Annotated in this window: 10 protein-coding genes and 1 other annotated feature; of the genes, 7 read left to right on the plus strand and 3 right to left on the minus strand. The window is 30.3% G+C overall.

What is annotated here, in order from left to right; genetic code table 11:
• The first annotated feature begins 48 nt into the window (after nucleotides 1-48).
• Nucleotides 49-1,578: a glutamine-hydrolyzing GMP synthase gene (guaA, locus tag A7L45_RS01675; RefSeq protein WP_071614821.1), complete on the plus strand. Its 1,530-nt coding sequence runs from the start codon at nucleotides 49-51 to the stop codon at nucleotides 1,576-1,578.
• 122 nt (nucleotides 1,579-1,700) lie between these two features.
• Here the strand turns inward: guaA and A7L45_RS01680 are convergent, their stop codons facing one another.
• Nucleotides 1,701-2,633: a DUF475 domain-containing protein gene (locus A7L45_RS01680; RefSeq protein WP_071611163.1), complete on the minus strand. Its 933-nt coding sequence runs from the start codon at nucleotides 2,631-2,633 to the stop codon at nucleotides 1,701-1,703.
• 204 nt (nucleotides 2,634-2,837) lie between these two features.
• Nucleotides 2,838-2,893, plus strand: a sequence feature (sodium ion sensor (DUF1646 type); this cis-regulatory element may regulate processes involved in with the transportation of sodium ions).
• A 153-nt stretch (nucleotides 2,894-3,046) separates the two neighbouring features.
• Between A7L45_RS01680 and A7L45_RS01685 the strand changes: the two genes are divergently transcribed.
• From A7L45_RS01685 to A7L45_RS01695, 3 genes are all read left to right on the plus strand, one after another.
• Nucleotides 3,047-4,069, plus strand: a complete 1,023-nt coding sequence (locus A7L45_RS01685; protein ID WP_071611164.1) for a DUF1646 family protein — start codon at nucleotides 3,047-3,049, stop codon at nucleotides 4,067-4,069.
• A gap of 224 nt (nucleotides 4,070-4,293) precedes the next feature.
• On the plus strand, nucleotides 4,294-5,316 hold the full coding sequence (locus A7L45_RS01690) for a DUF1646 family protein (RefSeq protein ID WP_071611165.1): 1,023 nt from the start codon (nucleotides 4,294-4,296) through the stop codon (nucleotides 5,314-5,316).
• Nucleotides 5,317-5,556: 240 nt separating this feature from the next.
• Nucleotides 5,557-5,739: a hypothetical protein gene (locus tag A7L45_RS01695; RefSeq protein WP_071611166.1), complete on the plus strand. Its 183-nt coding sequence runs from the start codon at nucleotides 5,557-5,559 to the stop codon at nucleotides 5,737-5,739.
• Between the two features lie 70 nt (nucleotides 5,740-5,809).
• Here A7L45_RS01695 and A7L45_RS22475 read toward each other — a convergent pair.
• Nucleotides 5,810-7,134, minus strand: a protein-coding gene (locus A7L45_RS22475) for an IS3 family transposase (protein WP_152025076.1) whose coding sequence is annotated in 2 segments (ribosomal slippage) — nucleotides 5,810-6,750 and nucleotides 6,750-7,134 — 1,326 coding nt in all. Because the reading frame shifts where the segments join, the coding sequence is not laid out codon by codon here.
• A gap of 151 nt (nucleotides 7,135-7,285) precedes the next feature.
• Nucleotides 7,286-8,566, minus strand: a complete 1,281-nt coding sequence (locus A7L45_RS01710) for a glycosyl hydrolase family 18 protein (RefSeq protein ID WP_071611169.1) — start codon at nucleotides 8,564-8,566, stop codon at nucleotides 7,286-7,288.
• A gap of 289 nt (nucleotides 8,567-8,855) precedes the next feature.
• On the opposite strand from A7L45_RS01710, the gene A7L45_RS01715 reads away from it, so the two are divergent.
• The 3 genes from A7L45_RS01715 (at nucleotide 8,856) to A7L45_RS01725 (ending at nucleotide 12,164) form a co-directional block, all read left to right on the plus strand.
• Nucleotides 8,856-9,296: a YaiI/YqxD family protein gene (locus A7L45_RS01715; protein ID WP_071611170.1), complete on the plus strand. Its 441-nt coding sequence runs from the start codon at nucleotides 8,856-8,858 to the stop codon at nucleotides 9,294-9,296.
• Between the two features lie 282 nt (nucleotides 9,297-9,578).
• Complete coding sequence (locus tag A7L45_RS01720) at nucleotides 9,579-11,312, plus strand: triple tyrosine motif-containing protein (RefSeq protein ID WP_071611171.1); 1,734 nt, start codon at nucleotides 9,579-9,581, stop codon at nucleotides 11,310-11,312.
• Nucleotides 11,313-11,447: 135 nt separating this feature from the next.
• Nucleotides 11,448-12,164 carry a 16S rRNA pseudouridine(516) synthase gene (locus A7L45_RS01725; protein WP_071611172.1) on the plus strand — a complete coding sequence of 239 codons (717 nt, stop codon included), beginning with the start codon at nucleotides 11,448-11,450 and terminating at the stop codon, nucleotides 12,162-12,164.
• Nucleotides 12,165-12,276 lie beyond the last annotated feature (112 nt).

The raw sequence follows: 12,276 nt of genomic DNA on the forward strand, positions 1-12,276 counted from the left end.
GTAACAATAGATAAATTAAGGCTTAAATGTACAGGAGGAAAAACATTGATTAATAGAGAATTAGTTTTAGTAGTTGATTTTGGTGGTCAATATAATCAACTTATTGCAAGAAGGGTTAGAGAAAACAGTGTTTACTGTGAAATAATACCATACACATATTCTGTTGAAAAAATAAAAAACATGAATCCAATAGGTATAATATTCACAGGTGGACCTAATAGTGTATATGCTGATGGTGCTCCACAAATTGACAAAGAAATATTTGAGATTGGTATTCCTATATTAGGAATATGTTATGGTGCTCAATTAATGGCACAAGCATTTGGTGGAGAAGTTAAAACATCAGAAGTTCGTGAATATGGTAAAGTAGAAGTTGACCTAAATAAAGATGCTACTATTTTCAAAGGAATAGATGAAAATCAATGTTGGATGAGTCATACAGATCATATATCTAAAGTTCCAAAAGGATTTGAGGTTATTGCGACTTCTAAGCATTGTCCAGTAGCTGCTATGGCAAATGTTTCTAAAAAACTTTATGGAGTTCAATTTCATCCAGAAGTAAAACATACTCTCTTTGGTGAAGAAATGATTAGAAAGTTCCTATATGATGTATGTCAGGTTAATGGTGATTGGTCAATGTCTTCTTTTGCACAGGAGAAAATTAAGGCTATTAGAGAACAAGTTGGAGATAAAAAAGTACTTTGTGCTCTCTCAGGTGGAGTTGATTCTTCAGTTGCTGCAGTACTTGTTTACAAAGCAATTGGTGATCAGTTAACTTGTGTGTTTGTAGATCATGGTTTACTTAGAAAAGATGAAGGCGACCAAGTTGAAACTATATTTAACGGTGAATTCGACATGAAGATAATAAGAGTTAATGCTAAAGATAGGTTCCTAGGTAAGCTTAAGGGCGTAAGTGACCCAGAGAAAAAGAGAAAGATAATTGGAGAAGAATTTATAAGAGTTTTTGAAGAAGAGTCAAATAAACTCGGACAATTAGATTTCCTTGTTCAAGGAACAATATACCCAGATGTAGTAGAGAGTGGTACTGCTACTTCAGCTACTATAAAAAGTCATCACAATGTTGGAGGACTTCCAAAAGATATGCACTTTGAACTAATTGAGCCTTTAAGAGAGTTATTTAAAGATGAAGTTAGAGCTGTTGGCGAAGAAATTGGAATACCACATCACTTAGTGTGGAGACAACCGTTCCCAGGACCAGGACTCGCTATAAGAGTACTTGGAGAAATAACTGAGGAAAAATTATTTATAACTAGCGAGGCAGATGCGATCTTTAGAGATGAAATAGCCAAAGCAGGACTTGAAGGTGACATATGGCAGTATTTTGCATGTCTTCCTAACATTAAGTCCGTTGGAGTTATGGGCGATGAGCGAACATATTGTCACACAGTAGCTTTAAGAGCTGTTACAAGTTCCGATGCAATGACTTCAGACTGGGCTAGAATACCTTATGAGGTATTAGATGTAGTATCCCGTAGAATCGTTAATGAAGTTAAAGGAGTAAACAGAATTGTTTATGACATAACCTCTAAGCCACCTTCTACTATTGAGTGGGAATAGGTCATTTAGGTAATAAATTATTGAAAAACTTAGATATATTAATAAAATAAGATAATTAAAAGTGGTTATGATGTGCTATTAAAAAGGCACATCATAACCACTTTTTTATAAATAATATTCTTCTATTCAGATGCCAGATTGTTTTTAGCATAAACTTTTGATTTAAAGAAAAAAAATAATATTATTAATATTGTGACCAAAGGTGTAATATATTCTGGTATTTCTATTTTAAATCCTTCAAGTATCATCACTACACCAAGACATAAGATTGAATACATTGCTCCATTTTTAAGAAAAATATATTTTTTAATGTTTTCTATATTCCCCATGGTTAGTTGCCTTACAACAATAGCTCCTAGGCCATTTCCCAAAATTATTAGTGGTACTGAGGTTGTAAATGCAAAAGCGCCTAATACCCCATCAATGGAAAAAGTCATATCAATTATTTCTAAATATAATATCTTACTAATGTCAGACATTCCACTTGTATTACTCAATAATTGTTGTTCGTTTGATTCTGCATTCTTCTTAAATCCATCAGTAATAAAAAATGCAGAAGACCCGATTACAGCAGAGAGTGCCAATACTGAATCATGTTTCAAAGCTAATGCAACAATTACAACTAAAATCACGGAAACTATTGCATAAAACCATGCACCGTGTTTAACGAAGAACTCTTCACCTGGAAGTCCAAAGTGCTTATCTTCAATAAACAACCAATGAAGAAATAGGAATAATAAAAATACTCCTCCTCCAAGCATCAAGATAGGTGTGGAAAGTTCAAATGATTCTTTTATGTGTGGATCATTTGAAAATGTTGCAGTAAGAGCTCCTATGGGACCGAGTCCTGGATTAGTTACCCAGACTATAATCCATGGCAACATGCCTCTTACAATAAATACTGCAAACAATATACCGTAGAACAGAAACCATTTCTTTGCTTTTTCAGACATGGTTCCAAGAACCTCTGCGTTTATTACAGCATTATCGATGCTGGACACTATTTCGAATACACATAGACCTATTATGATAAATAGTATGGACATAAATCCCATTTAGACAAAACTCCTTCCAAAATTAAATACTTGTTTGTACTATGTATTATAAACTATTAATACGTATACTTTCAAGAATATTATTTCATTCAAAGAAACATATTATACGATACTAAAATTTAATTATTCATATTTTTATTTTGTATTAAATACAGTTGAGTTAATATAAACTATATGATATAGTTTAATTATAATATGGTTAGCGGTTGGACAAACTAACGTTTGATTCCGAGAAAAATTTGTTTCTAGGGTGGGAAACTCTTATTTGAGTATCCCACTCTATTATTTTTTGTCTTCATAATGTTTAAAACATAGCCCATTGCATATTACTAATTTTGGAAGGAGATAATATAAAAATAGTAATTCGGATCTAATTCAATATAATTTACAATAACAATGAGGACGTGATAATTATGATTTATATACTAATTTTTCTTTTAGCAATAACTTTTATATTACCAATTGTATCGAAAAAAGTAGAAGCAAATCTTGAAATTTTTCTTTTTACTATTGGGGTATTAGCAGCTGTTACATCGGGTGCAATAAACAAAACACTTTTACTCACTATTGCTCAAAATAAATTCATGTATTTTATAGCCTTTGCTGTATTGATAGGTGGATTTTTGTTCAAAGCACTAACTACACATATAAACAAAGCATTAGAAGATATTTTAAAACGTATTCCATTAAGAATTTTTATATTTTTATTAATAGTAATTATAGGGCTTTTGTCAAGTGTAATAACTGCAATTATAGCTGCCCTTCTATTGGTAGAGATAGTTAGTATACTTCCGGTTAGTAGAAAAAATAAAATAAATATTAATATAATTTCTTGCTTTTCAATTGGACTAGGTGCAATATTAACCCCAATAGGGGAGCCATTATCTACAATTGTAGTTTCCAGGCTTGGTTTGAGTTTCTGGTCCCTTTTAGATCAACTTGGTATTTATATTATTCCTGGTATAATAATACTTGGAATTATGGGAGCGGGGTATGGATCAAAGGAAAAGAGTAAAGCAGATAACGATGAAGAAATTGTTATAGGCGAAACAAATGGATTGATAATTATAAGGGCAATTAAAATTTTCCTATTTATTATTGCATTGGAACTACTTGGAGAAGGTTTTAAACCAATAATTGAGGCTTATATATTACCACTTGATACTCGCTATTTGTATTGGGTTAATATGTCCTCAGCGGTATTAGATAATGCAACACTTGCTGCAGCAGAAATAAGTGTTAAAATGTCACCAGAACAAATTAAAGCTGTTTTAATCGGATTACTTGTCAGTGGAGGAATAATGATTCCAGGTAATATACCAAATATTATTTCTGCCGGTAAATTAAAAATTACAAGTAAAGAGTGGATTAAGGTAGGGGCTCCAATCGGAATCGCTATTATGCTCATATATTATGTTGTTTTATTTGTATTTTAGTGATTTTTGTATTTAAAAAGATCATCCATTTTTGCTAATATGTATTAGTGTAAATGGATGGTTAAACTTATATTAAGGCCCTAAGTATAGGCTATTGCTCAACTAATTATATAGTGAAAATTGAATTAATATAGATTTTATGGTATAATTTTGTATAATATTTTAACGGTTGGACAAGGTAATGCTTGATTCATTATAACTATTAACAAAAGGACGTGATAATAATGCTTTTTATATTAATTATTCTTTTAATAGTAACCTTCGTGTTACCACTTATATCAAAAAAAGTAGAAAGTAATCTTGAAGTTTTTTTATTTACTATTGGATTATTAGCTTCTATTACTTCGGGTGTGTTAAACAAAACATTTTTACTTAGTATTGCACAAAATAAATTTATGTATTTTATAGCCTTTGCTGTATTAATAGGTGGATTTTTATTCAAAGCATTTAATAACCCTATAAAAATAGGATTAGAGCATATTTTAAACCATATTCCATTAAGGATTTTTGTGTTTTTGTTAGTGGTAATTATAGGTCTTTTATCAAGTATAATAACAGCAATTATAGCTGCCCTTCTATTAGTAGAGATAGTTAGTATACTTCCAGTTAGTAGAAAAAATAAAATAAATATTAATATAATTTCATGTTTTTCAATTGGGATTGGGTCAATATTAACACCAATAGGGGAGCCATTATCCACAATTGTAGTCGCTAAACTTAGTTTGGGGTTTTGGGATCTTTTACATAGATTAGGTATTTATATTATCCCAGGAATATTAATACTTGGTGTTATTGGAGCATTGTATGCTTCTCTAGACAAAACTAAAACAGTGAATGATGATGAAGAACTTGAAGATGAAACAAATAAATTGATTCTTATAAGAGCAATTAAAATCTTCCTATTCATAATAGCATTAGAGTTACTTGGAGAAGGATTTAGACCGATAATTGATAAATATATAATAACTCTAGATTATCACTATTTATATTGGGTTAATATGTCTTCGGCAGTGTTAGATAATGCGACACTTGCAGCTGCAGAAATAAGTGTTAAAATGTCACAAGTACAAGTTGAAGCTGTGCTTCTTGGATTGCTTATTAGTGGAGGAATGATGATCCCAGGTAATATACCTAATATTATTTCTGCTGGTAAATTAAAAATTACAAGTAGCGAATGGATTAAATTAGGAGTTCCATTAGGGCTTATTATGATGGCTATATACTACGTTGTTTTATTTGTAATATAAAATATTTAACAATTTCTAAAAAAGCAGATGAGAATAAATTATTCTCATCTGCTTTTTTATTAAATTTAACTTAACAATATTAATACAAATAGATATAGGTTATTTTTTTCGAATAATGTCGAATATGCAAATGAAATTTAAAAAACGTGTCAAATAATTTGTCGTTTGATGTAATTTGATGTATAATAAGTGTATAAGATAGATTTTATGTAAGAATTATTTTTTCGGAGGATGGTATATATGAATAATATAAAAAGTGTTAAGTTAAGTATGGCAATATATAAATATATAAATCAGAGTAAAGTTTTAGACAAAATTAAAGTTAATAAAAAAGAAGATAAAATTGATATAGATGATAATTTTAAAATGAATTTAAAACAACGTTTTAGAGATTTGGATTTGTTAGATGAAAGAGTTATTTAAAATGGTTTTTATATAAAAGGTATGGTAAATGTAATGTGTACCCCTTGTCAAGGACAATTTTAAAAAAAGTCTATGCTGATTTGAGAAGATGATTTCTGTATTGAACAGGAGTCATCTTTTTTAGACCCCATTGATATCTAAATTTATTATAGTAGATCATATATTGCTTAATCTCTTGCTTTAGTTGTTCTAATGTTTCACATGATTTTATGTATGCCTCATCAAAGAATGATTCTTGTGGAGCATTATCCCAGCAGTTTCCACGTCTTGACATTGATTGTCCTAAACCAGATTTTTTTACTAGCTTTTGAAATGTCGGATTCGTATAATGAAATCCTTGATCTGAGTGTATAAATGCATCTTTAGGCAATTTAATTTTTCTATTCTTTTTCAGATTATGTATAGTGTCTGTTACGATGTCTAATCTCAAATTATCAGTCACATTGTATGCCAAAATCTCATTTGTAGATCCATCCTTAATCGTAGATAAATATGCCTTCTTACTTTTTCCGTAAAATAGATAAGTTATATCTGTAAGCAATACTTTTCCAGGTATATTATGTTTGAAATTTCTATTTAATAGATTTTTTAAAACAGTATGCTCCTTTGTAGCTTTCATCATACGTTTATATGGATTCGCTTTTCTAATGGGGCAAATGATACCATACTTTTTCATTATTCTTCTAATACGTTTTAAATTGTATACGATTCCAAATTCGCCTTCTAATGTCATTTTTATTTGTCTAGCTCCCTTTTTACGATTTTTAAAGTTATATGCATTTAGTACAATTTCTCCTACTGCTTCATCCAACCTATCACGTTGGCGCCTACGGCTGAGAGCTTTAGTAGAGAAATAATTGTAATATCCAGAACGAGATACACCCGTAATTTTGCATAAATGGGTAAGCATATTTTTGAGCTTATATTTTTCGATTTGTGAATTTATAAGGATGAATTTTTCCTGTGCTACTAAGATTATTTCTTGCTTATCAGCCTTCTTTCTAGGATGTCGATTTTTTTTAATAATTCATTCTCAGCTTTCAGCAAGTTAATTTGGGCTTTAAGGCGCTCACATCTTTCGTCTGCGGAAAGTTCTCTCACTCTTGGTCTTCCAGTATTGGCATTTCTTGCATCATTTAGTCCACATATACCTTCATTTCTATATGCAGCTCTCCAGCGAGATCCTGATGATTTAGCACGTTTAATCCCAACTATATCTATATCAAACCCATTTTCTTCAAATATCTCCCTTGGAAATTTTCCTTTTTCGTTCTCTATTATAAAAATGCGTTTAAATTCATCGGTATATGTAATTCCCTTCATACTTACTGCTTTAACATTTTTGTTTTTAGCTAGTATTGCTACTTCTTTTTCTGTAAATGTTTTGTTGCTCATTTAAATTTCCACCATCCTTGTATATATCTAATTTAAATTATTATACTTTTCTTTATTATACATAAAAATACCCTACCGGGTAGACTTTTTTAAATCCGTCTACTCTATAGGGTACATTATAATTATTAATTTATCATACCTTTTTATGTCGTTAGAGTAATTTCTTAACGTTGAACAGTGAGTTTTGAACTAGCCATGCTTGAGGAAAATATTTTCCGATTGTCCAATAACTTACCCCACCTAGATTGTATTTCGCAGCAGTCCTAAGCTTAGCATTCATGCTTCTGGCATCTTCAAACCAAACTACATGTTCTTTTTTGTTAGCATCATAGTAATTAAAAAATGGAGCCTGGGAAGTATAGTCATATTTAATAGATGCAAATACTTTTCTTGCAAGATCTACCGCTTCAACATTGCCAAGTGCAGTTGCTTTAGTGCCTTTTACATAAGGTAGTGTCCAATCATAACCGTAATTAGGTATTCCCATAAAAATCTTTTTACTTGGGATTACGGTTACAGCATAATCAAGAATTTTTTTTACTTCGTTAATTGGAGAAACTGCAAGTGGTGGACCGGCGGTATATCCCCATTCGTAAGTCATTAGTATAACGTGGTTTACAAGAGCTCCATGAACAGGGTAATCATGAGCTTCATACAGTAAGCCTTTTATATCACCAGAGGGTTTAGGTGCTAGGGCTGTAGTAACAGGATACCCTAAGGGCCTTAGGGTAGTTACAACTCTTCGTAGAAAGGTGTTATAGTTTTCTCTATCTTCTGGGAAGATGTATTCTAAATCTATATCTAATCCATAATAATTTTTATCCTTTAATGTAGTAATTATGTTATTAAACAATTCATTTTGTACTGTCTGATTTGTGAGTATGGTATGAGCAAGGTTACTATCAAATCCACCACCTTCTTTTAGATTTGTAACAACCATCATAGGAGCTACATTAGCTTTTCTAGCAGCCTCAATTAAAGGAACGTCATTTATGCCTTTTAGTGTTCCGTTAGGTTGTATTTGGTAACTAAATATACTTAGGTATGTTAGGTTTGGAAGAGTTTTTTCAAGAACATCCATATCTGTACCGGGAAGTGCATAAGCATTAACCTCAATAGAACCTAATTTTTGTGTTGATGGTGGTATATTAATAATCTGACCAGGGTAAATTATAATAGAACTATTAAGGATAGGATTTGCAGCATATAAATCTGCAATAGTTGTGCCATAGGCTTTAGCTATGATATAAAGGGATTGCCCAGGAAGAATTCTGTGTTTACGAGTACCTTGTAATATTACAAGTGTTTGGCCTACCACAAGTTCATTTGGGTTTGTAAGTTCATTATCATCAGCAATTTTATTGTATGGAACTCCATATAATTTTGAAATTTCATATAAGCTTTCTCCATTTTTAACAACATGAATAATCAAAAAATCACACCTCATATATTAATATAATTCAATATATGCGGACAAACACAAGTAGGTACTTAATATATTTATTTTTATGATACATATTTTGTTAAAAATACTAAATTTCATTTAAAAACTTGATTTATATCCTTGAATAAACTAAAATCATTCTATGTTGTTTTACAAGATGATTTTTTAAAAGAAAGCTTGCATTTATATCTAAAATAGGTAAATGCAAGGATCGAATCAACTAATAATTATTTTGCATCAGATATAAATAAGGAGGAATATTAATGGTGAAAATTATATGAGAATTATTGTAGATGCAGATGGATGCCCTGGTAAACAGTTAATAGAAAAGGCAGCTAAGGATAACTCTATAGAGCTTATTATGTTTTGTGATATTAATCATGTACTTAGTAGTGATTACGCTTCAATAAGATATGTAGATAGTGGGTTTCAAACTGTTGATATGAAAGTAGCTAATGAGGCAAAGTCAAAGGATATAGTAATTACTCAAGATTTTGGAGTAGCCGCTATGGTTTTAGCTAAAGGCTCCTATGCTATTGGACCTAAGGGGCATATATATGATGATAACAATATTGATAAATTATTATTTGAGCGGCATTTGTCTGGTAAATTAAGACGGAGTGGTGGTAAAACCTTTGGTCCTAAAAAACGAACAAGTGAAGATGATGATAAGCTTTATAATAATTTAATTAAACTTATTTTAAAAGCTAATCAATAACATTAGGTAATTTGTTTGTGAGATTTTAAATATAAGATATAACTAGTAGCGAAAGTTACTGGCTATTTTTTTATCGATTTTTAAATGACATATATTACCAAAATAAACTATAAAACTTATAAAACATCAATTATTAATTGATGTTTATGTCTATAAATAAGAGAAAAAAAATGGAATAGACTGTGTTACAAATAATGGAAATATAGTATAATATTATTAAGAGATGGATTTTGGAAGAATAACTTGTAGTAAATGCATATTTATAAAGGTGGGTAAATTTAAATGAATGAAATGAATATATTGTTTAGTTTAGATGATGCCAAGCAAGAATATAAAGAGATCGAAATCAGGGTTGAAAATGAATTAGAGAATAATTTAGACTATAAATTTCTTGTAGGCCTCAATGGAACATGGGATACTTTAAAGAAATCAAGAGAGGAAAGTGTTGCTATTTGGAAGCCAGAGGTGGATGGGAAGTACTCCATAATGGTACAAGCTAAAAGAAAAGAAAGTAATAGACCCTTTGATTTTATGTCAAGGACAGACTACCTAGTTGGAGAGGTATATGAGAAGCTAATTAAGGATATTTACATAGACAAAATGGAAATAATGGTAGGAGAAAAAATCACCTTAACGGTAGATGCAATTAATGTACCTATTATGTATAGATACTGGGTACATGAAAGGGATGATTGGCAACTTCTAGCGGATTATTCACCAGAAAACATAATGACATGGACCTCCACATACTCTGGAGAAAAAGAGTTCTTGGTAGAATGCAAGAATGTAAATTCTAAAAATATGTTTGATGATTCAATGAAGATACAATTTAATGTACAAGCTATACAAACTTTAGAAATTATGAACTTTAAATGTTTAACTGAGAATATATTAGAAGGAACAGAAATAGTTTTTGATGTGGAGACAAAGTATGAGGATAATAGGATGGTTTTATATAAATTTGTAAAAATCGATAGTGAGGGAAATAGAAGTTGTATTCAAGACTATTCAACTAAGAAATTAGTTAGTTATGTTGAAACCAATAGGGGCAATTATAAGTTATTATGTATGGCTAAGGATATGTTTTCTCTTAAGGAATTTGATGATAGAGCATTAATTTATTATAATGTAGATCCCTATGAGGAAATAGGGAAAGAAACCGTGAAGATCGAGGATATAATAATAGACAAGAAAGATACTGTACTAGTAGGTGATCGAATTCATTTAACAGTTAAAGCAACAGGAGGGAATCCTTTAAGATACAGTTTTGTTGTTTTTAAGGATGAGGAAGAGATAGAGAAGATAGAATTCGGGATACATGATTTTGTAGATTTTACTCCAGAGGAAAGTGGAAATTTTAAACTCGAGGTAAGAGTAAAAGATAAATATTCAACGAGTGAATTTGATATAAGCAAAAGTGTATACATTAAAGCATTAGAATGTATCCCAGCTAAAATAGATTATGTCCTAATGGATAAAAACAAATATTATATGGTTTGCGATACTATTCCTGTGCAAGTAATATATGAAAATACAAGTGATACACTTATAAATTATGTTTTAAAAATAGATGATAAAGTAGTTGAACAAACAAGTTTTATAGAATATAAAAATTATGAGCTTAAACCAAAATGTAGCGGAAGTTATGCAATAGAAATACTTGTAAAAAATAAATTGAGTGCAAGTGCATATGATAGTAGAAAAGAGGTAAAAATAGAAGTGCATAAGGCTTTGCCTGTAACAGATACAAAGATTTTATGTGATAATGAAAATTTTATAGTTAATGAGACCGTAACATTTAAATCACAAAGTATGGGTGGGAAGGATGTTGTATATGAGTTTTATCTTATGAAAAAAGGAAACTGGAGCTTAGTACAAAAGTTTAGCAAAAAAGATGACTATAGCTTTATACCTTTCCATAAGGGTATATACAAAATGTTAGTATTGTCAAAAAGCTCTTATAAGAGTATTTCGTATGAAGATTATGATATAATAGAGATTGAAGTTAAAAAATAAATTTAAAACAGCTTTTAAAGCTGTTTTTTTATAATTAAAATACTTTATACTAATTATACAGCTCCACAGGAGATGCAGCTCTATAGGAGATGATTTAACTAAAATATAAAGAACTAGTTGAGGAGATGAGTGCTAATGGACAGAATAGACAAGATATTGTCAAACTTAGGTCATGGAACAAGAAAAGAAGTAAAGGCATTACTTAAGAAAAAAAAGGTAGAGGTTGATGGAGTAATAGCAACTGACAGTGCTATGAAAGTAGATCCAGAGAAGGCTGTAATAAAGGTATCAGGTGATGAAATTAACTATAGAAAATATATATATTTAGTTATGAATAAGCCATCAGGGGTGGTTTCAGCTACTGTAGATAGAAATGACGAGACTGTAATTGATTTAATAGATGAGCAGTACCGTGCGTTTAAACCATTTCCTATAGGAAGACTTGATAAAGATACAGTAGGACTACTTCTAATTACTAATGATGGTGAATTAAATCATAAATTAATTGCACCTAAAAACCATGTAGATAAAGTATATTATGCAGAAATAAATAAATTTATAGATGCAAGTGACATAAATACTTTTAAGAAAGGTGTAGTAATAGACGACGGATATAAATGTATGCCAGCAGAATTAGAAGTGTTAACTGCAAATGAAAATGGATCAGAGGTAATGGTTACTATTCAAGAAGGTAAATTTCATCAAGTGAAAAGAATGTTTGAGAGCGTAAATAAGAATGTTATGTTCTTAAGAAGAGTTAGTTTTGGACCATTAAAATTAGATGAAGATTTAGTTGAAGGTCAATGTAGAGAATTGTCGGAAGATGAGATAAATTTATTAAAACAGGTGTAATTTAATTGGAAATATTATAACATATGACAAAAACAAACAAAATATGGATGGAATTTACCCGCTTTATAAATTGTTTGAATGAAATTTGTGGAAAGTGCTTGCAAACATTGGT

This window comes from Clostridium estertheticum subsp. estertheticum (genome assembly GCF_001877035.1).
GTDB lineage: Bacteria > Bacillota > Clostridia > Clostridiales > Clostridiaceae > Clostridium_AD > Clostridium_AD estertheticum.

Excerpts from the sequence above, each read along its gene's own strand:
- A7L45_RS01680 (WP_071611163.1), bottom strand. The coding sequence starts at position 2,633 with ATGGGATTTATGTCCATACTATTTATCATAATAGGTCTATGTGTATTC.
- A7L45_RS01685 (WP_071611164.1), top strand. The coding sequence starts at position 3,047 with ATGATTTATATACTAATTTTTCTTTTAGCAATAACTTTTATATTACCA.
- A7L45_RS01690 (WP_071611165.1), top strand. The coding sequence starts at position 4,294 with ATGCTTTTTATATTAATTATTCTTTTAATAGTAACCTTCGTGTTACCA.
- A7L45_RS01695 (WP_071611166.1), top strand. The coding sequence starts at position 5,557 with ATGAATAATATAAAAAGTGTTAAGTTAAGTATGGCAATATATAAATAT.
- A7L45_RS01715 (WP_071611170.1), top strand. The coding sequence starts at position 8,856 with ATGAGAATTATTGTAGATGCAGATGGATGCCCTGGTAAACAGTTAATA.
- A7L45_RS01720 (WP_071611171.1), top strand. The coding sequence starts at position 9,579 with ATGAATGAAATGAATATATTGTTTAGTTTAGATGATGCCAAGCAAGAA.
- A7L45_RS01725 (WP_071611172.1), top strand. The coding sequence starts at position 11,448 with ATGGACAGAATAGACAAGATATTGTCAAACTTAGGTCATGGAACAAGA.